Annotated in this window: 29 protein-coding genes, 1 tRNA gene and 1 riboswitch; of the genes, 19 read left to right on the top strand and 11 right to left on the bottom strand. The window is 40.6% G+C overall.

Going from position 1 to position 26,254, the window contains the following annotated elements; all coding sequences use genetic code 11:
• Positions 1-157 precede the first annotated feature (157 nt).
• The 6 genes from AC3CAU_RS07100 to ribB all read left to right on the top strand — a co-directional run bounded on the left by AC3CAU_RS07100 (position 158) and on the right by ribB (position 3,812).
• Positions 158-232, top strand: a tRNA-Gln gene (locus tag AC3CAU_RS07100).
• A 36-nt stretch (positions 233-268) separates the two neighbouring features.
• Positions 269-1,222, top strand: a complete 954-nt coding sequence (locus tag AC3CAU_RS07095; protein ID WP_131213929.1) for a ribose-phosphate pyrophosphokinase — start codon at positions 269-271, stop codon at positions 1,220-1,222.
• Between the two features lie 100 nt (positions 1,223-1,322).
• Positions 1,323-1,619: a 50S ribosomal protein L25 gene (rplY, locus tag AC3CAU_RS07090; protein ID WP_067723999.1), complete on the top strand. Its 297-nt coding sequence runs from the start codon at positions 1,323-1,325 to the stop codon at positions 1,617-1,619.
• Positions 1,620-1,637: 18 nt separating this feature from the next.
• Positions 1,638-2,219 (top strand): aminoacyl-tRNA hydrolase, encoded by a 582-nt coding sequence (gene pth / locus AC3CAU_RS07085; protein WP_131213931.1) that lies wholly within the window; start codon positions 1,638-1,640, stop codon positions 2,217-2,219.
• Between the two features lie 144 nt (positions 2,220-2,363).
• On the top strand, positions 2,364-2,744 hold the full coding sequence (gene panD / locus AC3CAU_RS07080; RefSeq protein WP_131213933.1) for an aspartate 1-decarboxylase: 381 nt from the start codon (positions 2,364-2,366) through the stop codon (positions 2,742-2,744).
• A 148-nt stretch (positions 2,745-2,892) separates the two neighbouring features.
• A riboswitch (FMN riboswitch) is annotated at positions 2,893-3,058 on the top strand.
• A 94-nt stretch (positions 3,059-3,152) separates the two neighbouring features.
• Positions 3,153-3,812: a 3,4-dihydroxy-2-butanone-4-phosphate synthase gene (ribB, locus tag AC3CAU_RS07075; protein ID WP_131213935.1), complete on the top strand. Its 660-nt coding sequence runs from the start codon at positions 3,153-3,155 to the stop codon at positions 3,810-3,812.
• 326 nt (positions 3,813-4,138) lie between these two features.
• Here the strand turns inward: ribB and AC3CAU_RS07070 are convergent, their stop codons facing one another.
• The gene (locus AC3CAU_RS07070) at positions 4,139-4,765 is read right to left on the bottom strand and encodes a LysE family translocator (RefSeq protein ID WP_424619856.1); all 627 of its coding nucleotides are present in this window, start codon (positions 4,763-4,765) and stop codon (positions 4,139-4,141) included.
• A 47-nt stretch (positions 4,766-4,812) separates the two neighbouring features.
• Entirely contained in the window at positions 4,813-5,298 is a 486-nt protein-coding gene (locus AC3CAU_RS07065; RefSeq protein ID WP_165493995.1) for a DUF1289 domain-containing protein, read from the bottom strand.
• 204 nt (positions 5,299-5,502) lie between these two features.
• On the opposite strand from AC3CAU_RS07065, the gene trhO reads away from it, so the two are divergent.
• The 5 genes from trhO to AC3CAU_RS07040 all read left to right on the top strand — a co-directional run bounded on the left by trhO (position 5,503) and on the right by AC3CAU_RS07040 (position 8,239).
• Positions 5,503-6,435: an oxygen-dependent tRNA uridine(34) hydroxylase TrhO gene (gene trhO / locus AC3CAU_RS07060; protein ID WP_131213939.1), complete on the top strand. Its 933-nt coding sequence runs from the start codon at positions 5,503-5,505 to the stop codon at positions 6,433-6,435.
• Positions 6,436-6,653: 218 nt separating this feature from the next.
• Positions 6,654-6,938, top strand: a complete 285-nt coding sequence (locus AC3CAU_RS07055; RefSeq protein ID WP_131213941.1) for an FUSC family protein — start codon at positions 6,654-6,656, stop codon at positions 6,936-6,938.
• An 85-nt stretch (positions 6,939-7,023) separates the two neighbouring features.
• Complete coding sequence (locus tag AC3CAU_RS07050) at positions 7,024-7,632, top strand: DedA family protein (protein WP_131213944.1); 609 nt, start codon at positions 7,024-7,026, stop codon at positions 7,630-7,632.
• 231 nt (positions 7,633-7,863) lie between these two features.
• Positions 7,864-8,091, top strand: a complete 228-nt coding sequence (locus AC3CAU_RS07045; protein ID WP_447054133.1) for an ABZJ_00895 family protein — start codon at positions 7,864-7,866, stop codon at positions 8,089-8,091.
• Positions 8,057-8,239, top strand: coding sequence for a hypothetical protein (locus tag AC3CAU_RS07040; RefSeq protein ID WP_447054375.1), 183 nt, complete (start codon positions 8,057-8,059; stop codon positions 8,237-8,239). The genes AC3CAU_RS07045 and AC3CAU_RS07040 overlap by 35 nt, the downstream gene beginning before the upstream one ends.
• 98 nt (positions 8,240-8,337) lie before the next feature.
• Here AC3CAU_RS07040 and AC3CAU_RS07035 read toward each other — a convergent pair whose 3' ends face one another.
• Together AC3CAU_RS07035 and AC3CAU_RS07030 are read right to left on the bottom strand one after the other, a co-directional pair.
• Positions 8,338-8,862 carry a YecA/YgfB family protein gene (locus AC3CAU_RS07035; protein WP_131213948.1) on the bottom strand — a complete coding sequence of 175 codons (525 nt, stop codon included), beginning with the start codon at positions 8,860-8,862 and terminating at the stop codon, positions 8,338-8,340.
• A 69-nt stretch (positions 8,863-8,931) separates the two neighbouring features.
• Positions 8,932-9,141, bottom strand: a complete 210-nt coding sequence (locus AC3CAU_RS07030) for a PA3496 family putative envelope integrity protein (RefSeq protein WP_067723989.1) — start codon at positions 9,139-9,141, stop codon at positions 8,932-8,934.
• A gap of 371 nt (positions 9,142-9,512) precedes the next feature.
• Here AC3CAU_RS07030 and rpoD point away from each other — a divergent pair, with 371 nt between their 5' ends.
• The 6 genes from rpoD to AC3CAU_RS07000 all read left to right on the top strand — a co-directional run bounded on the left by rpoD (position 9,513) and on the right by AC3CAU_RS07000 (position 16,089).
• Positions 9,513-11,399: an RNA polymerase sigma factor RpoD gene (gene rpoD, locus AC3CAU_RS07025; protein ID WP_131213950.1), complete on the top strand. Its 1,887-nt coding sequence runs from the start codon at positions 9,513-9,515 to the stop codon at positions 11,397-11,399.
• 118 nt (positions 11,400-11,517) lie between these two features.
• Positions 11,518-11,805 carry a YbeD family protein gene (locus AC3CAU_RS07020; protein WP_165492585.1) on the top strand — a complete coding sequence of 96 codons (288 nt, stop codon included), beginning with the start codon at positions 11,518-11,520 and terminating at the stop codon, positions 11,803-11,805.
• 164 nt (positions 11,806-11,969) lie between these two features.
• The gene (lipB, locus tag AC3CAU_RS07015; protein ID WP_131213955.1) at positions 11,970-12,629 is read left to right on the top strand and encodes a lipoyl(octanoyl) transferase LipB; all 660 of its coding nucleotides are present in this window, start codon (positions 11,970-11,972) and stop codon (positions 12,627-12,629) included.
• 77 nt (positions 12,630-12,706) lie between these two features.
• Positions 12,707-13,240 carry a hypothetical protein gene (locus AC3CAU_RS07010; RefSeq protein ID WP_447054132.1) on the top strand — a complete coding sequence of 178 codons (534 nt, stop codon included), beginning with the start codon at positions 12,707-12,709 and terminating at the stop codon, positions 13,238-13,240.
• A gap of 1 nt (position 13,241) precedes the next feature.
• Complete coding sequence (locus AC3CAU_RS07005; RefSeq protein ID WP_131213959.1) at positions 13,242-14,426, top strand: iron-containing alcohol dehydrogenase; 1,185 nt, start codon at positions 13,242-13,244, stop codon at positions 14,424-14,426.
• Positions 14,427-14,691: 265 nt separating this feature from the next.
• Positions 14,692-16,089 carry an APC family permease gene (locus tag AC3CAU_RS07000; protein ID WP_131213961.1) on the top strand — a complete coding sequence of 466 codons (1,398 nt, stop codon included), beginning with the start codon at positions 14,692-14,694 and terminating at the stop codon, positions 16,087-16,089.
• Positions 16,090-16,724: 635 nt separating this feature from the next.
• On the opposite strand, the gene AC3CAU_RS06995 is transcribed toward AC3CAU_RS07000, so the two are convergent.
• The 7 genes from AC3CAU_RS06995 to rplU all read right to left on the bottom strand — a co-directional run bounded on the left by AC3CAU_RS06995 (position 16,725) and on the right by rplU (position 22,622).
• Entirely contained in the window at positions 16,725-17,204 is a 480-nt protein-coding gene (locus AC3CAU_RS06995; RefSeq protein WP_424621186.1) for a tRNA (cytidine(34)-2'-O)-methyltransferase, read from the bottom strand.
• A gap of 36 nt (positions 17,205-17,240) precedes the next feature.
• A complete protein-coding gene (cysG, locus tag AC3CAU_RS06990; RefSeq protein ID WP_424621188.1) occupies positions 17,241-18,617 on the bottom strand; it encodes a siroheme synthase CysG in 1,377 nt (458 codons plus the stop codon).
• A gap of 90 nt (positions 18,618-18,707) precedes the next feature.
• Positions 18,708-19,979, bottom strand: coding sequence for a serine--tRNA ligase (gene serS, locus AC3CAU_RS06985; RefSeq protein WP_131213967.1), 1,272 nt, complete (start codon positions 19,977-19,979; stop codon positions 18,708-18,710).
• A 119-nt stretch (positions 19,980-20,098) separates the two neighbouring features.
• On the bottom strand, positions 20,099-20,875 hold the full coding sequence (locus tag AC3CAU_RS06980) for a DUF3298 domain-containing protein (RefSeq protein WP_447054131.1): 777 nt from the start codon (positions 20,873-20,875) through the stop codon (positions 20,099-20,101).
• 250 nt (positions 20,876-21,125) lie between these two features.
• On the bottom strand, positions 21,126-21,824 hold the full coding sequence (lolA, locus tag AC3CAU_RS06975) for an outer membrane lipoprotein periplasmic chaperone LolA (RefSeq protein ID WP_447054130.1): 699 nt from the start codon (positions 21,822-21,824) through the stop codon (positions 21,126-21,128).
• A gap of 213 nt (positions 21,825-22,037) precedes the next feature.
• Positions 22,038-22,292 carry a 50S ribosomal protein L27 gene (gene rpmA / locus AC3CAU_RS06970; protein ID WP_067723977.1) on the bottom strand — a complete coding sequence of 85 codons (255 nt, stop codon included), beginning with the start codon at positions 22,290-22,292 and terminating at the stop codon, positions 22,038-22,040.
• Positions 22,293-22,310: 18 nt separating this feature from the next.
• Positions 22,311-22,622, bottom strand: coding sequence for a 50S ribosomal protein L21 (rplU, locus tag AC3CAU_RS06965; protein WP_067723976.1), 312 nt, complete (start codon positions 22,620-22,622; stop codon positions 22,311-22,313).
• 430 nt (positions 22,623-23,052) lie between these two features.
• Between rplU and sdsA the strand changes: the two genes are divergently transcribed.
• Positions 23,053-24,030, top strand: a complete 978-nt coding sequence (gene sdsA, locus AC3CAU_RS06960) for an All-trans-nonaprenyl-diphosphate synthase (protein ID WP_424620548.1) — start codon at positions 23,053-23,055, stop codon at positions 24,028-24,030.
• A gap of 34 nt (positions 24,031-24,064) precedes the next feature.
• Positions 24,065-26,119 (top strand): site-specific recombinase, encoded by a 2,055-nt coding sequence (locus tag AC3CAU_RS06955; RefSeq protein ID WP_447054129.1) that lies wholly within the window; start codon positions 24,065-24,067, stop codon positions 26,117-26,119.
• Positions 26,120-26,254 lie beyond the last annotated feature (135 nt).

Below are 26,254 nucleotides of genomic sequence, written 5' to 3'. Positions count from 1 at the left end.
GCCAAGTGGTAAGGCACCGGGTTTTGATCTCGGCATCCGTTGGTTCGAATCCAGCTACCCCTGCCATTTTCTCAAAAAAGACAGAACAGAGTTTGCAGGTTCATTTGTTAATTTACCTTGACATAGAACCACAAAACTATTAAAGTTCTGCCGCATTAGGGGCGTCGCCAAGTGGTAAGGCACCGGGTTTTGATCTCGGCATCCGTTGGTTCGAATCCAGCCGCCCCTGCCATCTACTTTCAAACATTCCAACCGCCAAGGGTGCTTCATGCCCAATCTTGTCGTTTTTAGTGGAACTGCACATCCACAATTCGCCCAAAAAGTCGTAAGCCACCTGCACATTCCTTTAGGTGCAGCATCTGTAGGTCATTTTTCTGACGGTGAAATTGCTGTCGAAATTTCTGAAAATGTTCGTGGTAAAGACGTATTTCTCGTACAGCCTACTTGTGCCCCAACGAATGACAACCTTATGGAAGTCCTCGTGATGGCCGATGCTTTACGTCGTGCAAGCGCAGGTCGTATTACTGCTGTCATCCCTTACTTTGGATATGCTCGTCAAGACCGTCGTCCTCGTTCAAGCCGTGTGCCAATTACTGCAAAAGTTGTAGCAGATATGCTGACAACTGTAGGTATTGACCGCGTTGTAATGATCGACCTTCATGCTGACCAGATTCAAGGTTTCTTCGACATCCCTGTAGACAATATCTACGGTACTCCTGCGTTACTTGCTGATCTTCGTCAACAGCAACACCATAATCTTATGGTTGTTTCTCCAGACGTTGGCGGTGTAGTTCGTGCACGTGCTGTAGCTAAGCAAATGGGTGATATCGATCTTGCAATCATTGATAAACGTCGTCAAAAAGCAAATGAATCACAAGTGATGCATTTGATTGGTGATGTAAAAGATCGTGACTGCGTAATCGTGGATGACATGGTGGATACCGCCGGTACTTTGTGTAAAGCCGCTGATGCACTGAAACAATTTGGTGCTCGCCGTGTAGTTGCCTATGCAACTCACCCTGTACTTTCAGGTAAAGCACTTGAGAATTTGAAGAACTCTGTACTCGACGAACTTGTCGTAACAGATACCATTCCTCTTTCTCAGGAAGCATTAGAACTTGGTAAGATTCGCCAGGTTTCAGTTGCTAGTATGGTTGCTGAAACAATTCGTCGTATTAACAACGAAGAATCTATTAGCGCAATGTTTGATAGTTATCTATAATACAGCGCTAAATTTTAAAAGCCCTGCCCCTATGGTAGGGCTTTATATCACTGAACTGGTCGAAGGTTCAGTCCATTAAACTCAATGAGGAAATGTCATCATGGCAAACTTCGTATTAAATGCAGTAGCTCGTGACGAATCAGTACAAGGGAAAGGTTCGAGCCGCCGCCTTCGTCTAGAAAATAAAGTTCCAGCAATCATTTACGGTGGCGAAGCTGCTCCTGTAACTGTGACTTTAGAACTTCGTCAACTTGTTAAATTTCTTGAAGACAACTCTTTCTTTGAAGAAGTGATTGAAATTCAAGTGGGCGATAAAGTTGAAAGCGTTAAAATCCAAGCTTTACAACGTCACCCAGCTAAAAACACTCCAATGCACGCTGACTTTAAACGCGCATAAGTGTTAACGGTATAATTAGTGTCAAAACTTTCGCTAATTGTCGGTTTGGGCAATCCTGGTAAGGAATACGCCCAAACCCGCCATAATGCAGGCGCTTGGTTTGTTGAACGCCTTGCTGAAGCTTATGGCATTTCCCTCAAAGCCGATCCTAAATTCTACGGAATCAGCGGTCGCGGTAATATTGAAGGTCAAGACATTCGTCTGCTTTTACCCACAACCTTTATGAATGCCTCTGGCAAAAGTGTTGTGCCCTTCGCAAAATTCTATCAAGTTGCCCCAGAAACGATGCTGATTGCGCATGATGAGCTGGATATGAATCCCGGTGTAATTCGCTTAAAAACAGGCGGTGGTCACGGTGGTCATAACGGTTTACGCGATATCGTTCCGCATACAGGTCCTGATTTCCATCGTCTGCGTATTGGTATTGGTCATCCTGGTTCAAAAGAACGTGTATCCGGACATGTACTCAGCAAAGCGCCGAGCAGCGAACAAAATTTAATGGATGATGCCATTGCGCACGCTTTATCTCGCATTAAATTGCTGGTAAACGGTGACATACAGCCAGCCATGAATCAAATCAATGCTTATAAACCGAATTGATCAATCTATAAATTGTTGAACAATCCTTCTTGCCATGATGCTTTTTTCAGAGCAAAATGCGCTTGCTGCGGATTACTTACCCAGTAAAAAGTGATTGATTCAACCATAAGATAAAATCTTAGCTCGACTAAGGAGACGCCAGCCATGCTATCTCGTTTATTAAAATGCAAAATTCACCGTGCTCAAGTTACGCATGCAGAACTTCATTACGAAGGTTCATGTGCAATTGATGGCGTACTCATGGATTTAGCAGGTATTCGTGAATATGAAGAAATCCACGTATGGAACGTCACGAATGGTAAACGCTTCGCCACTTATGCGATTCGTGGTGAAGATCATTCAGGTATTATTTCTGTCAATGGTGGTGCTGCACATCAAGCTGACGTCGGTGATTTAGTGATTATTGCAACCTTTGGTGATTTCACTGAAGCTGAAGCGAATGCACATAAACCACGTCTTGTTTATGCCAACCCAAACAATACTGTAAGTCACACTGCGAACTGTATTCCTGTTCAAGTGGCTTAAATTCAAAAATATTAAAAAGCTCGCAGTATGCGGGCTTTTTTATTTTCTTGTAATTTTCACTTTATTATTCAAATATTTAATATCTATATGACTGATTGATCTATACAAAGCTGCGCCCTCAATTAAAAACAGGTCTATAATCATTGCACATCGCTTCAGGGCGGGGCGCAATTCCCCACCGGTGGTAAGTTAAACTTAGATGAAATGATAAGATTTAATCAGCCCACGAGCCTGTCAATTTTCTTAAAAGATTGACAGGCAGATTTGGTGAGAAACCAAAGCCGACGGTATAGTCCGGATGAAAGAAGACGACGTAACCGATATTTATATTTAATCTATCGCTGCGACCCCATTTCTGCATCAGTCCTGAAATGTTCAACCGTATTTTTATTTTACGAGAGCGTTTCAATGTCTAGTTTGATTCAACCCGAAATTTTCTTTTCAGCCCTTCCTCCGGCTGAACAACGTATTCAAAAAGCATTAGAAGATATCCGCCAAGGCAAACCGGTTTTGGTGATGGATGACTTTGACCGCGAAAATGAAGCTGACCTGATTGTTGCTGCAGAAACGCTAACTGTTGAAACCATGGCGCGTATGATTCGTGATGGTTCAGGTATTGTCTGCTTATGCTTAACCGATGAACTGGCCAATCATTTGGAACTTCCACCAATGGTGACTGACAACTCAAGCCAGTTTAAAACAGCATTTACCATAACCATTGAAGCAGCAACCGGTGTAACCACAGGTGTTTCAGCAAAAGACCGTACTACCACTGTAAAAGCAGCCATTAAAGATGGTGCTATCGCAAGTGACTTAAACCGTCCTGGTCATGTCTTTCCTTTACGCGCCCGTAATGGTGGTGTACTCACCCGTCGTGGACATACTGAAGGTACGATTGATTTAGCACGTTTAGCCGGTTTAAAACCCGCAGGTGTTTTGTGTGAATTGACTAATCCAGATGGCACAATGGCGTCGGGTATTCAAGTTCTATCTTATGCACAAACTCATCATTTAACCGTGATTACAATTGAAGAAATTGTGCAGTATCGCGTAACGCATAATCTCTAAAATTAAAAAATAAAAGCCCCTGACTCGAGGTAATGCCAGTCAGTTAAGAACTTGACTGGCAGTTTTAATTTTGAACTCAGTATATTCCTTGATACGCTGAAACATCATTCTTAACTTGAGCAAGAACAAAGCCATACTTGGTTACAGCGTAAGGCAAAACTAAATTTTAAAAATACTGTTTCTGCATTTTGTCTTAATTTAAGCAGTGGACGAGTTTTGCGATGAAAAGATAAGACTTCGCCGCGAATGATCTAAAGCCAAGACGTTTATGGTAAAAGCTCTTAACTAATCCGCCTTACTTGCTCTAGGAGCTCCTTTATTATTATTTAGAATATTGAGAACACTGTTGAATACAAACCATATCCCGCTATTAAAATTAGAGTGGCACCGCAAGCCCCTAACAATTTAGGGTAAATCTTGGATTTGGATAAACGATTAAAACTTAAATAAATCATGGATAAAGTGGCAAAATCCAGTACGATCCAACTCAAGGTCAGAATTCCCAGACTAATATCCAAATGAGGGGTAATCTGTACAAACTGGGGAAAAAATGCAGCAAAGAAAAGAATATCTTTAGGATTAGAAATACCAACCAGAAATCCCTGTTTAAAACCCCCATTCATGGACTTGGATTTTAATTGTGATGGTGATTCCTCCTGTTTAGAAAAGAATACTTCTTTTAAAATTTGAAAGCCTAAATAAGCAATGTATATACAGCCTAGAATTTTAATGCCTCTGAACCATTGCTCACTAATATCCAGAAAACCTTTCAGAACTAAAATGGAAACAGTAATTAAAATCAGTGAGGCAAAGTTGGTGCCAAAGATCGTTTGCAAAGCTTTACGATAACCACCTTTAAGCCCTGCACTGGCGACCAGCATCATGACAGGTCCAGGTGTCGCAATCATGATCACGACAGTCAGACAGTACAACAGATATTCCGCGATATTCACTTTTTCCACACTTTAATTTTTTGAGAATTCAAATAAAAATGATCTTTTTAATCTTCTTCCATCATCTGCAATAAATTATGGCTAATACCATCAGCACGTAAAAAAGCAAAATCGTAACTTGCTGTAGCCAAAGCCAGTACCCGACGTTCAAATTCCTGCCAGAGCGGTTTCACCTGTTTATGTTGAATCCCCAAACCGCTTTCTTCGGCTAAATTTTTATTCTTCTCACAAATTTTAAGTGCATGATAAAGCTTGCGACCTTTGGAGGCATCCTCACGTAAACGCACCCGCTTAGATAAGACAAAGCCCTCCACATGATGCAAATCGGCATGCGGCAACAGGGGTATTAAAATTTGATCCAGCTGTGCATCCAGACGCTTCCAGACCGCAGTATGCTGTTCAGGCGTATAAGTATTCCACTGAATCACTTCATGGTTAAAACGACGGCAACCACGGCATACCGAATCACCAAATACCGTAGAACAACGCCCTGCACATGGGGTCAAAGAAGCAATTCGACGGTCAGTACTCAAGACACACTCCTGCACAATTGAGAAATCAATAAAATCATCTATCAAACGATTTTAACTCAAGCTCGATTTGATAAATGACAACCTATATCGGCATCTTTCGCTTAATAACCATATTTTTGATATGGTTTTCTCGCTTCTTCATACAATTCACGTTAAAATACGCGCCTTGAATTTTGTCCTATCATAATACATTTGGAGTATTCCATGAACGCTACTGTAGAACAGCTTGCACCTGTAGAACAGCAAGCGACCACAAGTTGGGTTGTTGCCGCACTATATCAATTTAAAGAAGTTCAAGATCCTGCCGATCTTCAACAACGTCTTTTAGACTTGGTCAACAGCATTAACTTGTGTGGAACTCTAATTGTAGCTGGTGAAGGTATTAACGGTACTGTGGCTGGGGATCGTGAAGCGATTGATCAAATTCATACTTTTCTTGTGAATGAAGGCTTTAACGCTATGGAGTACAAAGAATCTCATAGCGATGATAAACCTTTCCGTAAAATGAAAATCAAACTCAAAAAAGAGATTGTAACTTTAGGTGTGGAAGTTAAACCACGCGACTTAGTCGGTCATTATCTTGATCCTAAACAATGGAACGAACTGATTGCACGTGATGACGTGATTCTGGTCGATACCCGTAATGACTACGAATATAAAGCCGGTACATTTAAAGGTGCGGTTGACCCTAAGACAGAAACGTTCCGTGAATTTCCAGAATATGTAAAACAAAACCTTGCACAGCATAAAGACAAGAAGATTGCGATGTTCTGTACTGGTGGGATTCGTTGTGAAAAATCAACTTCTTTATTACTTCAGGAAGGCTTTAATGAGGTTTATCACTTAAAAGGCGGTATTTTAAAATACCTCGAAGAAACCCCGGTTGAAGAAAGCATGTGGGAAGGCGAATGTTTCGTATTTGATGGCCGTACTGCAGTAACCCATGGTGTTGAAGAAGGTCAGAACATTAAGTGTCATGCATGTGGATGGCCTTTACTTCCTGAAGAAGCTGAACTTGCAAGTTATGAACATGGGGTATCTTGTAAATATTGTATTGAGAAAACTACAGAGCAACAGAAAGCCGGTTTCCGCATGCGTCAGTCTCAAATTGCAGCTGCTAAGCGAAAACGTCTTTAAACTTAAATTTGTAAAGTTATATAAATAAAGCTCTCATTTGAGGGCTTTTTATTTACCTAAAATAAACAATAATTAAAAAAAGATCACCAAATTTCACTTTTAATGCTTACTAAGTCTCACATAATTTGATAACCTGAGATTAAAATTAAAACAATCCTGTAACTCATTAATTTTTAAAGTAAAAAATTAAACATATAACGTGAAAAAGGAGTTAAATTATGCCAAAATCAATTACTCGTTCGGTCAATTATAATAGACGTGTTGACTTTGTACGTGGAAAAAATTATCAACAAATACAAGAAATAAAAATACTTTTAGATCAACAATCTCATCTTTTTATTGTGACCTTGGGAGCTGTTATTGGCACTATTTTATCAATCTTTATTGCCTACCACTTGAAACCCAATCTATTTGAATATGCGATGCTCAGTGTGATTCCTTTTGCACTTTCGTATAGTTTAAGAAAGGTTTACATTCACACCCTAGTCCATAGTCAGGAATAAGCAAAGTTAATGACTTGGCTTTACTTTACCCTACAATAAATAAACTTTAGGATGGTTTGGATATCATTATTATTTTTACAAACTTATGAATTTGACTGAATGGATTATTTCCATTATGGAACAATTGGGCTACTTCGGTATTGCTCTATTAATGTTTCTCGACAATATTTTTCCTCCGATTCCTTCGGAAATTATTATGCCTTCTGCAGGTTATTCTGCATCACAAGGGCAATTGCTTTTAACTGGCGTAATTATCGCGGGTTGTATAGGTTCCCTGATTGCTGCGGCTATATTGTACTGGGTAGGGTATAAATTTAATCACGACAGTATTTTCCGTTTTGTAGATCGCTACGGCAAATATCTTTTTATAAAACCTAACGATGTCAAAAAATCTCTGGACTGGTTTGAACACTATGGGCACCGAATTGTTTTCTTTGGCCGCATGATTCCTGCAGTTCGTTCACTAATCAGCATTCCAGCTGGCATGAGTCACATGCCCTTCGGGAAATTCATGTTCTACAGTAGTCTAGGTACAATTATCTGGACCACTTTTCTGGCCTGTATGGGTTTTTATTTCGGAGAAAATCAGGAGCTGATGCAAGCCATTTTCAGCAGTGTCGGCTATGTCATTATCGCAATAGTGAGCGTTTTCTGCATTTGGTTTTTATATCGAAAGTTCAAACATAAAGCTTAATAGAAAAACATGCAGGCGCTTCTGTTGAGATAAAAATCTGGGTGAACATCATAACCGCTTATACGGATTTTTTTTGTATTCTATGGAAGCTGCAAACATATCTCCTCAAATCAAAGAATTTAGCGATTACCCTTTATCCGAAACTATTTTCTTGATCGTCAATAATCACATAAAAGCTTATCTAGCTTTGTTTTTATTAATGTTGAATTGGATGTGCTTGGGGAGATTTAAATGAAATATTATTATGCTGTTTTCACCATTGCCTATATTCTCTCTTTTTTGTTATTTAACTTCTTGATCCAGGTAATCAGTATAGAAATTTCCTCTGCTATCGTTATACTAATTGCAGGAAGCTTCTTCACGGCATGGCATTTTGCAGAGCGTGAACAGCGCTGCCCCCTCACCCAAAAAAAGAAACTATTAATTGGAATCAATTGCCTGCAGTTTAGTTGTGATTAGCATCTGTTTATTGCTCATCAATATTAATAGCGGCACGACTTCTCTATTCATTCAGATACTGGGGCATATCCCGGAAGGGATCTGGCTGATTGTAATCAGTTTTACAGTACTGATGGAATGGGTTTTATTTAGTTTTAGCTATGGCTGATTTGCGCAAAAATGTTTTGATTTAAGCAATAAAAAAACACCTCAAGTGAGGTGTTTTTTACATTGAATGAAACACAGCATTTAACTATGATAGCGCCCTTAGCTTGGCGTGTGATACATTAAATAAATTTCATTTAAGTTTGCTGGAATTTCTTCAGCAATTTCGTCCATCAGCTGACCATTGCGACGGAAAGATTCCATTTGTGGATCTTCATCGTCCACACCACTGAACATCATCATGGGTAAAGTTAAATCTACCAGTTGTTCTTCATGTTCAGGTGTGAACCAGGCATCTTCGTTTAAGAACATAGCATCAACGAAACCAACACTCCAGTCGCCTAAACTTGATTCAACATCCGCCTCTTCAATTTCAAAAGGAAATTCAATTCCTTCTTCATTGGCCAAGTTTTGACGAATTGCTTCTAACCATGCTTTTATTTGAGCAATCATTTCAGCAGGAACTTTCTTTTGATTGTTATCGAAAAGTTCCTCGAGCCATTTATCAAAAGTTGGTCCAACAGCAGTTGCACATAAAAAACCATGAGTTGCCGCAAAATCTAGACCGTGTTCATTTTGGTCGCCGTCTAGGTATTCGCTCAATAGGTCTAAATCTAAAGCACTCATTTAAAATCCAAGTTCAGTAAAATAACTGCGGATAGCATAGCATTTTAGCCGGCTATGCCAAATCACAATTTAGTCTTCTTCATCATCAAAGTCGTCGTCATCATCCAGATCGTAATCAAAATCTTTCAGTTCACGCTCCAAACGACGTTGTGCGAGTAAATCGTCAATGAGACGACGCTTTTCCAAAGACTCTTTAGCACTAATTTTGCTTGAGGCTTCATCAAAGCTGACATCATCATCACTGAAGCTATCATCTAGTTCAAAATCTGTAGAAGACACTAAAACTACCTCATGGTGAAAAAAGTGAATGGGTCTAGGCGCTATTTATCTTTGTTCGGAAATCTTGTCAAGTTTTTTTTAATTTTTTATATAACAAACTCAATTTACTCTTGTTTTTTGACCCTAAAATTGTGTATTTATTAACATGCAGAATTTTATTCAGAATGTATGCAGAAAACCCGGTATATTTTGAAGGCATTCCATTAAACACACTTGAAAAATAAAATTCCAACCCAATATTGAAAACAATTGTTAAATCAAAGTCATCTTTCTAAATGATACTTGACCAATCAATTCAAAACAATTTTAAGCGAATTGTGCTATTATGCACGGTTTTTCACTGCCACTGATTCAATGAAGAGTAAGCAAAGATGAGCGATATGACTTCCCCTACTTCTCAAGTAGCGGCTCTGATTAGCCGAGGCAAAGAGCAAGGTTACTTAACTTACGCTGAAGTTAACGATCATCTCCCAGACTCGATCACGGAAAGCGAACAGATTGAAGACATTATTCAAATGCTTCAAGACGTTGGCATTCCAGTGCATGAACGTGCGCCTGAATCTGATGACACCATGTTCGACGGCAATAACGCTGAAGCAACCGATGAAGTCGCTGAAGAAGAAGCGGCAGCCGTTCTTGCTTCAGTTGAAAGCGAACCTGGTCGAACCACGGATCCAGTACGTATGTACATGCGTGAAATGGGAACGGTTGAACTTTTAACACGTGAAGGCGAAATTAGCATTGCTAAACGCATTGAAGAAGGTATTCGTGACGTTCTTCATTCTATTGCGTATTGGCCAAATGCAGTTGAAGTTGTATTAAAAGAATATAACGATGTTACCGAAGGTGAACGTCGTCTTGCTGATATTTTATCTGGTTATTTAGATCCAGAATCTGATGAAGAAATTCCAGAAGTTCTAGAAGTAGCAGAAATTGTTGTTGAAAAAGCTGAAGCTGCAACCAAAGCGACTAAAGATGTAAAGTTGGATGATGACGAAGAAGAAGAAGCTGAAAGCGATGATGAGTCTGAAGCCGAATCAGGTCCAGATCCAGAAATTGCCCGTATTCGTTTTACCGAATTAGAAGATGCTTGGAAATTAACCAAAACTGCTATTGAAAAACATGGTCGTGATAGCAAACAGGCAGAAGAAGCGCTTCAAGCACTGGCAACCGTGTTTATGATGTTTAAATTTACCCCGCGTTTATTTGACATCATTTCAGAAATGATTCGTGGTACGCATGAACAAATTCGTACCGCTGAACGTGAAGTAATGCGTTATGCAGTACGTCGCGGCCGTATGGACCGTAATCACTTCCGTACTTCGTTCCCGGGCCATGAATCAAATCCAGCCTGGTTAGATGAACAAATTGCTAAAGCACCTGCTGAACAAAAAGTTTATTTGGAAAAAGTACGTCCAGATGTGCTTGCATTCCAACAAAAGATTGCAGACATCGAAAAAGAACTGGGTCTTGATGTTAAAGGCATTAAAGATATTTCTAAACGTATGTCGATTGGTGAAGCCAAAGCGCGCCGTGCGAAAAAAGAAATGGTTGAAGCAAACTTGCGTCTGGTGATTTCGATTGCGAAAAAATATACCAATCGTGGCTTGCAATTCCTTGACTTGATTCAAGAAGGTAATATCGGTTTGATGAAAGCCGTAGACAAGTTTGAATACCGTCGTGGTTATAAATTCTCGACCTATGCAACTTGGTGGATTCGTCAGGCGATTACCCGTTCTATTGCCGATCAGGCACGTACCATTCGTATTCCAGTACACATGATCGAAACCATTAACAAGATCAACCGTGTATCACGTCAGCTTCTTCAAGAAATGGGCCGTGAACCGACGCCTGAAGAATTGGGCGAACGTCTGGAAATGGATGAAGTTAAAGTGCGTAAAGTACTCAAAATTGCCAAAGAGCCGATTTCTATGGAAACGCCAATTGGTGATGATGAAGATTCGCATTTGGGTGACTTCATTGAAGATGGCAACATCACTTCTCCAATTGATGCTGCAACTTCAGAAGGCTTAAAAGAAGCGACTCGTGAAGTACTTGAGAACTTGACTGAACGTGAGGCAAAAGTCTTGAAAATGCGTTTTGGTATTGATATGCCAACTGACCATACTTTGGAAGAAGTCGGTAAACAGTTTGACGTAACACGTGAGCGTATTCGTCAGATTGAAGCTAAAGCATTACGTAAATTACGCCATCCTTCTCGTTCTGAACACTTACGTTCATTCCTAGAAAACGACTAATTCTTGATGATACCGATGGGGGGCTTGAAAAGTATTCGAGTATCCCCATTTAAGTATTCAGAAGACATATAACGCCTGCATTCATGCAGGCGTTTGATATAAGGGGACTACTATGACCATGTTAGACCGTACGCCATCTCGCGAACTTCAAGAAGATCTTTGGGTTTTCCCTATGGATTATCCAATCAAACTGATTGGTGAAGCGAGTGATGATTTACATGTCGCCGTTGTAGAAATTTTAGTGAAACACTTCCCTGACTTTGATAGCACGAGTATTAAAATTCAAGTATCTCGCACAGGTAAATATCACTCTTTAACTGCACAACTGCTTTTCTTGGAGCTTGAACAGGTGCATGCGCTTTATGCCGATTTAGCTGCATGTCCATTGATTAAAACAGCCCTTTAAGATAAATAAAAAACACGCTAAGCAGCGTGTTTTTTTATATCTATAGAAAACCATTGAATCCCTTCCAATAAAAATGGCAAATCATCTGGGTATCATTCCCTATCCAAGCCTGATTTCATTATAATCATTTATAATATTTAAAATTCTTTAAGGACGCACTTTACGTGACTGATGCTGTTCTAAAACCAACCCTGATTATTCGTCAATTTAACCAGCTCACGCCCTATCCAGATCGTTTTCAGGACATGAAAAGCCTGACTGAAAACCGTCATGAAAATACCCCAGATGAACTGTGGATTTTGCAGCATCATGAGGTTTTAACTCAAGGTCAAGCAGGAAAGCCTGAACATATTTTGATGTCCAGCAACATTCCAGTAGTACAAACCGATCGTGGCGGACAAGTCACTTGGCATGGTCCGGGTCAACTGGTTGCTTACTTCATGTTCGACCTAAACCGTTTAGGCTGGAATGTCCGTACTTTAGTGTCTTATGCAGAAAACCTCATGATTGAACTGCTCAACAAATACGGGATTGAAGCCTATGCCAAACCGGATGCACCTGGGGTTTATGTCAATGAACGTAAAATTGGTTCTTTAGGCTTTAAAATCCGTAAAGGCCGCAGCTATCATGGACTCGCACTGAATATTGATTGCGACCTGTCTGGCTTCCATACCATTAACCCATGCGGTTATGCAGGACTGGAAATGGTTCGTGTTATGGACTTGGTTCCGAACTACCCGCACTTTAATGATTTATGTACGGATATCATTGAAACTTTAGACAACAGCGGTTACTTTAATCAAGTCCAAGTCATGCAACAATAACTTTGCTTTTGACATAAAAATAAATTAGAGTATTTACTCTAAATTAATAAAATATTTTTTAGATAAGGGATGCGCGAGTGATTTCAACAAAATCCGTAAAGCCCGCTTTACAACTGACCTATGTCAAACTCATGATGGATGTGATTGGCAGAGGTCTGGTAATGGCGAGTCAAGTCGATGACGAAGTAAAACAGGAAGTCTCTAACTTTCCTGTCGGTTTTGTTCTATCGATGAAAGTATTTCCCAATGGCCCGGCATTTATTGCGAAAGTCACGGAAGACCATCAATTAAAATTACTAAAATCTGTAGACATCAAGCCTGATCTAACCATTACTTTCAAGCACTTAACCCATGCTTTTCTCGTCTTTTCTTTTCAGGAAAGTACTGCACAAGCATTTGCTCACGACCGTATGATTGCCGATGGTGATGTATCAAATGCCATTCGTCTGGTCCGTTGCTTAAATAAAATGGAATCACTGATTTTACCTAAACTCTTGGCCGAGCTTGCTATAAAACAATATCCAACTGAATTGAGCCTAAAACAAAAACTCACCGGAGCTGCAAATATTTATTTGAAACTAGCTCAATCCTATTTTAAACGGAGTGCATAACATGGCTAAGCCTTATTACGAATTTTTCTGCCCAGTAAAAGTTATCGCAGGTCATGCCGCGTTAGAACACATTCCATTTGAACTTGCAACTTTGGGTGCCAAACGCCCACTGATCATTACCGATAAAGGCGTACGCGCAAATAATTTACTAGTTCCGATCGAAGCTGCATTTGAATCTACCGATGCGGTGATTGGTTATATTTTTGATGATGTTCCACCCGATTCAAGCGTACAAACCGTTCGCAATGCAGCCAAGGCATATCGAGACAATAACTGTGATGCAATTATTGCGGTAGGTGGTGGTTCAGTGATTGATACTTCTAAAGCGACTAACATTTTGGTGACTGAAGGCGGTGATGACTTACTGAAATTTTCAGGTGCGCATAATCTTCCAAAACCGTTAAAACCATTTTTCGTAATTCCTACGACATCAGGCACGGGTTCAGAAGTGACCATGGTGGCTGTGGTTTCCGACCTTGAAAAAAATGTCAAAATGCCATTTGCATCTTATTATCTGATGCCGCATGCAGCAATTCTCGATCCGCGTATGACACAAACCTTGCCACCGCATTTAACCGCTATGACAGCAATGGATGCATTAACCCATGCGGTTGAAGCCTACACTTGTATGGCTGCGAATCCAATTAGTGATGCCTATGCCACTGCTGCGATAAAAAAGGTCAGCAACAGTTTATTCAATGTACTTAATAACCCAACAGATGAGTTTGACCGCCTTGAATTGGCTCAAGCTTCTACCATGGCAGGTATCGCCTTCTCGAACTCAATGGTGGGCTTGGTGCATTCATTAGGACATGCCTTGGGTGCTGTTGCGCATCTACCCCATGGTTTATGCATGAACCTGTTCCTTCCTTATGTACTGGAATACAACAAAGAAGTGAATGGCGACAAAATAGCAGAATTATTGCTTCCTTTAGCGGGTGCAGATATTTACGCCCAGACTCCTGCGCACTTACGGGCAGATAAGGCTATTGCAACAATTCTCACCATGCGTGATCGCTTATATACCCTGACCAAATTACCCCGTACATTACGTGAAACAGGTAAGGTATCTGAGGCACAGTTAGATGAAGTGGCAGAAAAGGCTTTAAATGATGGTTCTATTATTTACAACCCGAAAGAAGCGACCTTAAGTGATTTAAAAGCGATTCTAAAAAAAGCTTGGTAAATATTGAAAAATAAGCCAATATAGCAAAAAATTAGCCTGATGTTTTTTTAAGCATCGGGCTTTTGCTTTGTGGAAAGTTGAAGCTAATTATTTATATCGCATGGCATATTTTCTGCATTAACAATTTATAAAGATACTGGCAAAAGATACCAAACTAGAGTAGATTGGCGGACTTTTGTTTTATTCGTATAGGGGGGATCGTTCGTCTCAAACGATCCTTATAAACATGACTGATCCTTGATCAACGATTAAGAGGATAACGCCGTTGACAAATATCTCTGGGACTCCATCGGCAGCTAAACTGCAAAAAACGCTGGGACTCTGGCACATCATTATTATCGGTTTAGCTTATATACAGCCCATGACGTTATTTGACACTTTCGGCCTAGTATCGGAAGAAAGTCATTTTCACGTACCGACATCCTACATATTTGCACTCGTTGCAATTTTATTAACATCCCTGAGTTATGGCCATATGATTCGTCGCTACCCTTCTTCGGGTTCGGCGTATACCTATGCTCAAAAATCGATTCATCCCAATGTTGGCTTTATGGTGGGCTGGTCTTCTTGGCTAGATTACTTGCTGTCTCCAATGGTCAACATCATTCTTGCGGTAATTTACCTTGAGGCATTATTCCCCGATGTAAATCACTGGGTTTGGGTCGTTGTGCTCACGGCATTCATGACTGGTGTTAACTTAAAGGGTGCACGCTTTGTTGCGAATTTTAATAGCTTGATCGTGTTGATACAATTGGTTGTAATTGCTGTATTTACCTATTTGGTTTACACCAAGCTACAAGCGGGCTTTAATGCAGATGGTCCAATCTCTGCAGAACAGCGTTATCAGCTTTGGAGCCTTGAACCGTTTTGGAACGAGCTGACTTCAGTCGGTGCACTGATTACCGGTGCCACTTTACTGTGCTTCTCATTTACCGGTTTTGACTCCTTAAGTTCACTTGCTGAAGAAACCAAAGATACCGAAAAGACCCTGCCTAAAGCGATTTTCTTAACTGCTTTGATTGCAGGTGTAATTTTTATTATCAGCACCTACTTCATGCAAATTTACTTCCCGAACGATCCGAAAACATATTTTGAGGATATTGCAGCGACTCAGCCCGATATTTTAATGCTTGTTGGCGGTTCACTATTCCAATCCTATGTTCTTGCTTTTGCAATTGTGACAGTGTTGGCATCAGGTATTTCAGCACATGCTGGTGTATCACGCTTGATGTTTGCCATGGGTCGTGATGGGGTCATTAACAAGAAAATCTTTGGCCATATCAGTCCTAGAAGCCTGACACCTTCATACAATATTTTAATTGTCGGTGCTGTGGCTTTAACTGCTGGCTTTATGAATCTTGATACAGTGATCTCACTCATCAGTTTTGGTGCTTTAACGGCATTTACCTTTGTAAACCTGTCGGTAATTTCACGTTATGCATTGCGTGATGGACGAACCAAAAACTTTAAAGATCTTTTAAATTTTGTGATTGTGCCATTACTGGGTTTCATTAGTGTATTTGCACTCTGGTTAGAAATTGAAGAAACATCATTGAAATATGGTTTATGGTGGGCGATGTTCGGTATTTTATACCTGGGTTATAAAACCAAAGGCTTTAAACACCCTGCTCCACAACATAACGAGTTTGATGACTCTCATTAATACGTTGAATTTTCTGTATAAAAAAGACGCTTGATGCGTCTTTTTTATTTAATCCGACAGTTAAAATCCATCTGGATATCTATCATATTGTCCTTATAACCCAGACGCTGAATAAAAGCGTTTTGATCCTGCAGCAGTTTTTGATCTTACTCAGGTAAAGGCGCCTTGTTTTCAACCCCCAGTCGATAGATATTATTAATGATGTTTTGATAAATTCCACAGACTTCCTGACGCTTGGATTTCTTCAACTTGCGTCCAGTCTAGCTTCGCTGAAAATTCTCAGCCTTTAAGTTTTTGCTCCATGCTTCAATCTGTTGGTTCATACGTTGCTATCTAGCTGCATATTTTTAAGCCTTGCTAAATTTCAGCTTGTGTAAGGGGTTCTACTTTTTCAGCCCCACTTCCTGCTGCCTGACTGGCAAAAATAGATACAGATGTAGTAACTGCCATACCTTAATTAAGCCCTTCAAAATACTTTAAAAGTTTTATTGTTTTTATCAAATTCAGCATGTTGCTTATCTTATTTCACTTTTTTTATTTTTTATAACCCAAACCAATAGAAACCTGAAGATAGAGTGAGTGAAGTTTACATAGAAAAACCACCCGAAGGTGGTTCTTAATTAAGCCTAAATCATTTACTTTAGTTCCTGAAAGCCTTGCTGACGCCAAGCTTCATAAAGGATCACAGCAGTTGCATTCGACAAGTTCAAGCTGCGTGAAGTCGCTGCCATCGGCAAACGAATCCAGTGTTTTTCCGGAAACATCATGCGCACATTTTCAGGCAAGCCCCGTGTTTCAGGTCCCATTAACAATGCAACCGGACGGTTTAAATCTGAAGTATGCGGCGTTTCAGAACCTTTAGTGGTTAAAGGGTAAATCGCATCAGTTTCAATGCCCTGCTCTTTTAAATGAGCTACACATTCTGCAAAGTTTTCCCAAACTTTCATATGTGCCCATTCATGATAATCCAAGCCTGCACGTCTGAGCTTTTTATCATCCAGCTCAAAACCTAGCGGTTTTACCAAGTGCAATTGCGCACCGGTATTGGCACATAAACGAATAATATTCCCTGTATTTGCAGGAATTTCTGGCTCGTACAATACGACATGGATCACGGGAGTTCTCTACTTTAAATAAAATGACAAGCTTGATTAAGCTTGCCACTGCAATTGTTCACGCAATTTCACCACTTCACCAATAATGGTCAGGGTCGGCGCTTGAATTTGATGTTCTGTCACTTTAGAGGCGATATCTGCCAAAGTTCCCACCACCACCTTCTGGTCTGGTGTCGTTCCTTTAGAAATAAGCGCAACCGGCATATTAGGTCGTTGGCCATGTGCAATCAGTTGCGCACAAATTCTTTCCAATCCCACCAAACCCATATATAACACCAGGGTTTGGTTTTCATAAACCAGTTCATTCCAAGGTAGCTCCGGCGAACCTTCTTTTAAATGTCCAGTGAGGAAGCGGACACTTTGCGCATAATCACGATGCGTTAAAGGAATACCGGCATAAGCAGAACAGCCCGATGCCGCGGTAATTCCGGGCACCACCTGAAAAGCCACACCTGCAGCAAAGAGTTCTTGAATCTCTTCACCACCCCGGCCAAAGATAAATGGATCACCGCCTTTTAAACGGCAGACACGCTTACCTTGTGCTGCGTATTCTACCAATAAAGCATTAATACCGTCTTGAGGAACACTATGATTAGAACGAGCCTTGCCGACATAGATTTTTGTCGCATCACGACGACACAAATCTAAAATCGGCGGTGATACCAAACGGTCATAAATAACCACATCGGCTTGTTGCATCAAGCGTAAAGCTTTTAATGTGAGTAGTTCCGGATCACCCGGACCTGCGCCCACTAAATAAACTTCACCTTTTGGGGTTTTCCACTCGATTAAAGCTTGTTCAATTAAACGATCTGCTTCCGCAATATTGTCATTAAATACCTGTTCTTTGAGTGGGCTGGCATATAAGTCTTCCCAAAAGATACGGCGTTCATCCGGGTTTTCAATTTTAGCTTTGACTGCAGCCCGCCATTTTCCGGAAAATTCCGCCAGCTTGCCCATGCCATGAGGAATACTGGCTTCAAGCTGAGTTCGGATTTGACGGGATAACACCGGCGAAGTGCCATTGGTGGCAATTGAAACCACTAAAGGTGAACGGTCAATAATGGCAGGAACCATAAAACGACAATGCGGTGGATCATCGACACTGTTCACCAATATTTTTTCAGCTTCACAGGCTTCAAAAACTTGAATATTGGTGGCTTTATCATTGGTTGCGGCAATCACCAAACGGTAATTGCGTAACGGAATATCTAAACTAAAAGGGGCTTGGATATATTGGCCTTGGCTGGTTTCAACAATCTCAAGTAAAGAACTTTCGATTTCAGGTGCAATCACATCAATGACTGCGCCTGCTTTTGCCAAAAGAACTGCCTTACGATAAGCAATATGTCCACCACCGACAATCAGACAAGGTTGCTGTTGCAACTTTAAAGAGATTGGAAAGATATCCACGCATTACCTCAGTATTTTAGATCTGACTGTCTTAAGCAATTTTCATGCACAAAATTGCGCCATTGGTATATTTATTGAGCAATCCGGAGATTAATCAATAAATTCTGCACCGCCCATATATGGACGAAGTGCTTCAGGAACCTCAATCGAACCGTCTGCACGCTGGTAATTTTCCATCACCGCAAGTAAGGTACGGCCGACCGCCAAGCCGGAACCATTTAAAGTGTGTAAAAATTCAGTTTTCTTTTGATCGACACGGTAACGTGCTTTCATACGGCGGGCCTGGAAATCACCCATGCATGAGCAGCTTGAAATTTCACGATAGGTATTTTGACTCGGTACCCAAACTTCCAAATCGTAAGTCTTGATCGCACCAAAGCCCATATCCCCACCACACAGGATGATTTTACGATATGGCAGACCTAAAGCTTGCAAAATACCTTCAGCATGACCGGTCAATTCTTCTAAAGCCTGCATGGAATCTTCAGGTTTAACAATTTGCACCATCTCAACTTTGTCGAATTGGTGTTGACGAATCAGGCCACGAGTATCACGGCCATACGAACCTGCTTCACTACGGAAACATGGCGTATGCGCAGCATATTTCAGTGGTAAACGGTCTGGATCAACAATTTCATCACGCACGAAATTGGTCACTGGCACTTCAGCAGTCGGAATCAGGTAATATTCTTTTTCGCCTTGAAGCTTGAACAAGTCTTCTTCAAATTTAGGCAACTGACCTGTACCACGCAAAGAATCCGCATTCACCAAATAAGGCACATAGGCTTCGGTATAACCATTTTTTAAGGTATGGGTATCGAGCATGAACTGGGTAAGCGCACGTTGTAAACGTGCCAATGGACCTTTAAGAACACTGAAACGCGTACCGGTTAATTTGGTCGCAGTTTCGAACTCCAGACCGCCCATCCATTCACCGAGGTCAGTATGATCCTTGATTTCAAAATCAAATTGACGCGGCGTACCCCATTTTAAAATTTCAACGTTGTCGTCTTCATCTTTACCCTCAGGCACAGATTCATGCGGCATGTTTGGAATACTTAACGATTTGGTTTCAATTTCATTTTGTAATTCAGCAAGCGCAACTTCAGCCGCTTTAATTTCATCACCAATCGCTGACATACGTGCCATGATTTCAGATGCATCGCCACCAGATTTTTTAATTTGGCCAACTTGTTTTGCACCCGAATTACGTTCTGCCTGTAAAGCTTCAGTTTTCGACTGAAGCTCTTTACGGCGAGCCTCAAGTGAAGCCCACTCTTCTACATTCAGCTGTACACCACGTTTTGCCAAGGCTAAATTTACAGCCTCAATATTATTTCTGATTAATTTCGGGTCGATCATAGCCAATCTTTTGCAAAGAAAAAAACTGGCTATAGTGTAAGCGCTAAACAGCAAAAAAGACAGTGACCGAGCTTACAGCTGTGCCTTATTAAAGCAAATTTCACCGAATTAACCCAAAATTATAGGCTTGGATACTTCGGCAAACTTGGCAGATATTCCGCTTTAACCAATTTGTTCAACGCAACATAAGGCAAGGTAAGTTCGGTCATCCCTTCTGCATAAGAAGCCAATTCATATAAAGGATAGACAAATACAATCCCATTCGCACCGAAGTAAAAGTTATCACTTAATTTCAGTTTTTCTCGTTCTATACTGTGCTGGTCTAACCAGAGCGAATTTGAATCATACAAGGTATCTAATACTTGCTGCTCTGCACCTTTCACCACAATATCTTGCAATGCCAGACGTTTCTTGTTTTTCAAATCAAAATTCACGAATTCCTGATGATACATGCCATGCGCTGCACCTGCAGAATAGGTATAAGTTTGTATGGCAAAAGTGGCCTGATCATATTGCTGGCTGACAAAGCGAATATAGGTCGAACTTTGACTCAAGTTGGGATTCGCACCCTCAGCAGTATTGATTTTTTGATTCGGTGCGGTTGAGAAGGCAATCGGATCGGCTTTTTTAACCCGATCAATAAAATAATCATCTATCCATTTAACATTCGTTTCAACCGTTTGAATATCATATTGCATGCAACCTTCCGCCTCGCACGCTTCAGGTTTACTCAGTTTCACAGGAACAACTTTGGCTTGAATTAATGGAATAGATTCCACCTTTTCCTGCTTTGTTGTGGCTGCCTGTTCAGCTTGTGGGGCAGGTCGTTCCTGACAGCCCGTCATTACCAGTGCAGCAAAAGAAAAAGGAAGTGCCCATAGCCATTGTTGATTCATGCGTATTTTCATCTTATTTTGACAACCTACTACCTTTTATCATGCCCCTGCACTATACAAAGCTCAGTAACTAAATGAAATTTTAAATATGTATCTTTAAGAAGATAAACTAATCGTGAGGAATAAAAATTAAATTTACTTTATCTATAAAAGCATCGCTATATTTTCAGCGAAACATGAACGAAAAAGCAGCCACGGATGACTGCTTCTAAACAAAAATTATTTAAATAACTCATTATAAATCAATTTATTACTGATCAATAATATCCGTACCTTTAGGTGGTGTGAAATTAAAGGTTGATGCTGGAATTGAAGGATTCACTTTTACATTGTTAAATCGGACATAAGTGGTTTGTCCCAGTGAATCTTCCAAAATCATTAAACTTGGTGCTTTGTTGACACCAAAACTAATAGTCAAGCTTTGGAATGCACCATCACGGTCTTTAGGAAGCAAGGTGTAATAAGTCTTGCTTTTATCCGGTTGTGTCACCCGGTAAGATTGCATAATCTGACTGGTATTTCCCGACAATAATAAAGCTGGTGTATTCGCTACTTGGTCATCCAGACTTTGACGAACTGCTTGTTGCAAGTCAGGGTCATAAATCCAAACGGTTTTACCTGAGGTCACAATAGTCTGTTTTGAGGGACTGGTGGTTTCCCAGAAAAACTTACCAGGACGGGCAACCTTCATGACACCTTTAAAGGTCTGATTCATATGTTGTCCGGTTAAGCCTTTTTTCTGAGCTACTTTACTACCCGAAGTCGCTTTGGTCGTTTGTTCAAAATTTGCTGACAAACTACGGATATTACTTAACTGTTTGACCAAATTATTGGTTGCTTGCTGCTCCGACGCTGCAACAGGCGCAGCAAAAACAGTATTACTCATTATCGGTGCAAGCGTTGCTGTACCTAATGTCATAGCACATAGGGTTTTACGAAGCATTTTCATCTCATCACCTTTTTATTTGCTGTATAACAATTTCTTCAATGTGCCATCTTAAACCAATTTTTCTTTGTAATAATTGAGAAAATAAGAAGTTTTGTATTGTTATTAATATTCAATGTCATTTTTTCTACATCATGATGAAGACGCTGATTATTTTTATCCAATTTACAAGCATAAAAAAACCCACATCAAATGTGGGTTTTTTTCTGTTTAAGCTTAAGCTTCAACAGATACGTAGCGACGACCGAATTGGCCTTTCACTTCGAATTTGATCACGCCATCAGCGGTAGCAAATAAAGTATGGTCACGGCCCATACCTACGTTTGTACCAGCGTGGAATTCTGTACCACGTTGACGAACGATAATGTTACCAGCAGTCACAGATTGACCACCGTACATTTTAACACCTAACATTTTAGGGTTCGAGTCACGACCGTTACGTGTCGATCCACCAGCTTTTTTAGTAGCCATGTTTCATAATCCTCGTAATTAGCCTGAAATAGCAGTAATTTTCAACTCGGTAAACCATTGACGGTGACCTTGTTGTTTACGGTAATGTTTACGACGACGCATTTTAACAATACGGATTTTGTCGTGACGACCGTGGCTAACTACTTCAGCAGTTACTGTAGCACCAGCAACAACTGGAGCACCAATTTGAATGCTTTCGCCGTTTACAAGCATTAATACGTCATCAAACGTAATAGTTGTACCAGTTTCAGCTTTCAACAATTCTACTTTAAGGGTTTCACCCTCGATAACACGGTGCTGTTTACCACCGCTTTGGATTACTGCGTACATAATGTACTCCAAACATGCCCGTGTCGTCGTGCCGATAAAGGAATATACCGATCTTAATACGAGCGCCACTGGGGTATATATTAGGGCAAACATATTAAGTGATAATAAATCAAACAACAAGCCATTTTACGGTTTTTTTGCGCTGATTGAATGTTTATTTTATATACGATCAAAATCTAGAAAATAAATGACTTTTAGGTCGAAATCTTGCATTTTATAAAATGAAATAGATTTTTAAAATCAATTCGCTACTATAGACTACCCAATACCGGCTCAGTCACATATGAGATGAGGTATTAGAATGGTCACTTGTTTAAAACCATTTGCCTAGTCAGGATTTAAGCAACTATATTAAGATCTTAGCTATATCATCAGATATAGTTGTTACACTATAGAATAAGCAATTCAATTTTTAGAGGTTTCTCTTCATATGGCCATCGACTTTAAGCAAGATATTCTCGCTCCTGTTGCTTCAGACTTTGCTGCGATGGACACGTTTATTAATGAAGGGATTACTTCAAAAGTCGCTTTGGTGATGGCGGTAAGTAAACATGTCGTTGAAGCAGGCGGTAAACGCATGCGTCCGATCATGTGTTTATTGGCGGCAAAAGCCTGCGGCGCGACCGATTTAGAACGTCAGCGCAAACTGGCGGCCATTATTGAAATGCTACATACTGCAACTCTTGTACATGATGATGTGGTGGATGAATCAGGATTACGTCGTGGCCGCCCGACCGCCAATGCAACCTGGAACAATCAGACTGCAGTTCTGGTCGGTGATTTTCTGATTTCACGTGCTTTCGACTTGTTGGTCGATTTAAACGACATGACCTTACTCAAAGATTTCTCGACAGGAACCTGTGAAATTGCTGAAGGTGAAGTTCTACAATTACAAGCACAGCATCAGCCTGAAACCTCAGAACAGACTTATCTTGATATTATTCACGGTAAAACTTCACGTTTATTTGAACTGGCGACTGAAGGCGCAGCCATTTTAGCCGGTACACCACAATACCGTGAACCGCTACGAATTTTTGCCGGTCACTTTGGTAATGCCTTTCAGATTATTGACGATATTTTAGACTACACTTCCGATGCTGAAACATTAGGTAAAAATATTGGTGATGATTTAATGGAAGGAAAACCCACTTTGCCATTAATCTCTGCACTGCAAAAAACCACCGATGAAGAACATGAAATCGTTCGCCGTAGCATTGCAACCGGTGGTACGACCCAATTAGAACGTGTCATTCAGATTGTGCAAAGCTGTGGTGCACTGGATTACTGCCGCCAACGTGCAACCGAAGAAACTGAATCAGCACTGCAAGCTTTAGATGCACTTCCTCATACTGAATATCGCCAGGCCCTGATTAACCTGACCCAACTTGCCTTAAACCGGATTCAATAATGGATTCTGAAAAAAATAGACTTAATCTCCGCTTATGCATATAAATTTTAATGATCTATTTTTGAAAATGCAGGAGCAGCTTGAATCTCATCAAGCTGTTCTTGATGACTCATTGTTAATTGAGCTGGTTAACCGCATTCGACCAGATGACTCAACCAATACTGAAGAAATTAACTGCAAATTTCGTGCACTTGTACAAGCACTGCTGATTACCCCCAATGCAGTTTCCACCTTACAAAACTTTGTCTTAAAACTGATTAGCCAATACAAACAGACCAGCTTGTATGCCGATACCGGCATTTTATCTCTCGATGGTTTCTGGAATCAGCTCGCACAACGCGTAGGTGCTCATTTTTTACCGCTGATTAATGATGAAACCCAACTACAAGATTTAGTCCGCCGTGTGTTTTATCAACGTAGTGATAAGTATTGGTTGGACAGCATTTCTAATGAGGATTGGCAAAAGTTATTTGCATTACTCAATCAAGGTCATGGCAACCAGGCAGAAAAGCTTAAAATTAAAAGTGAGCTGATTAAAGCCATCACGGTTCTGTCCTATCGAATTAGCGGGATTGGACTGTATCCGGAATTCATCAATGCACAACCTGACCTAACAGAATATGAATCGCCTTTTCTGGTACAGAACCGGGAAATTATCGAATTCATTCAGCATTATAAAAAGCTGCATCAAAATACCGACCCTCTGGCAGTCATTGCCCCACCCGATGCCTCGCAGGCTTTGGTAATGATTGAGCAATGTCGCGATGTGGTTTCAAAAATTCGTCGTGCCATCAAGCGTATTGGCGTAAGTATTAGTCTGAATTATTTATTATCACTTCTGGAACAATGTCTAGATCGGATCGAACTGTTAATTAACCTGATTGTTGAAGAAGACAAAATTCATTATGAATCACTCAGCGCTTTACTGATCGACTTTACATTCGCTATTTATAGTGAACGGAGTGTTCGTTCTTTACTTGCCAATAACAGTGAATTAGTTGCCTTACAAGTCACCGAAAATGCCAGTAAAACCGGCGAGCATTATGTAAGTACCGACAAAAAGGGTTTTTGGTCGATGTACAAGGCAGCAGCAGGTGCTGGTTTCATTATTGCCACCATGGCGACCTTGAAAATCTTGACGGCACGTCTGGTCATGGCTCCCCTCATGCAGGCATTTATGTTTAGCATGAACTATTCACTGGGTTTCATGCTGATTCACGTGCTCCATTTCACTGTCGCAACCAAACAACCGGCCATGACCGCAGCAGCACTTGCGGCCACAGTACAGCATCAAAAAGGTTCTAAAAATGCGCAAATTGCGGAACTTGCTGCACTCATCATTAATATTATCCGAACCCAGTTTATTGCCATTCTCGGTAACATCTCGATTGCCATTCCTACCGCAGCAGCGATTAGCCTACTTTGGCAATACGGAATGGATGAACCACTGCTAACACATGCCAAAGCAACCACAACTTTACATTCCCTTAATCCGTTTACCTCACTGGCCATTCCGCATGCTGCCATTGCCGGGGTTTGCCTATTTTTCTCGGGTTTGATTGCAGGTTATTTCGACAATATGGCGGTATACCGCAAAGTGGGTCCGCGTTTGAAAGCGCATGTCCATTTAAAAGTGTTACTCGGTCAAGAACGCTTAAATCATTTTGCTGCATATATTGAACGGAATTTAGGCGCCCTAGCCGGGAATTTCTTATTCGGGATCATGTTAGGCAGCATGGGAACGTTTGGTTTTATCTTGGGTCTTCCGCTAGATATTCGACATATTGCCTTTGCCTCTGCCAACTTTATTCAAGGCTTGATCAATATTAATGGCAGTCCTGAAATTGGCTTGATTCTTGTATCTTTTTTAGGGGTATTATTAATTGGCCTGACAAACTTATTTGTCAGTTTCAGTCTGACCATTATTGTGGCACTACGCGCACGCCGCGTGCGTTTTGAACAATGGAAACCGTTAGCCAAACTGGTGCTGACTCATTTCTTAACCCGTCCGAGTGACTTTTTTTGGCCACCGAAGGTTCCTCTTGAAGTGGAAGAATCTCCGCAATCACAAAAATCTACTTATAAGTAATTGGTTATTTTTTATTTTACTTTACATTAAAAAATCGGTAAAAAAGAAATCAGCATAACTTACACATACTTGAAATAAAGTGTACTGATGAGTACACTTTAAATATTAATTAGTCTCGCTCCAATCGGCTAAGAT

Source organism: Acinetobacter sp. GG23, assembly GCF_057766365.1.
Note: the sequence above shows the minus strand (reverse complement) of the source record. Positions and strands in the feature narration are given on the sequence as shown.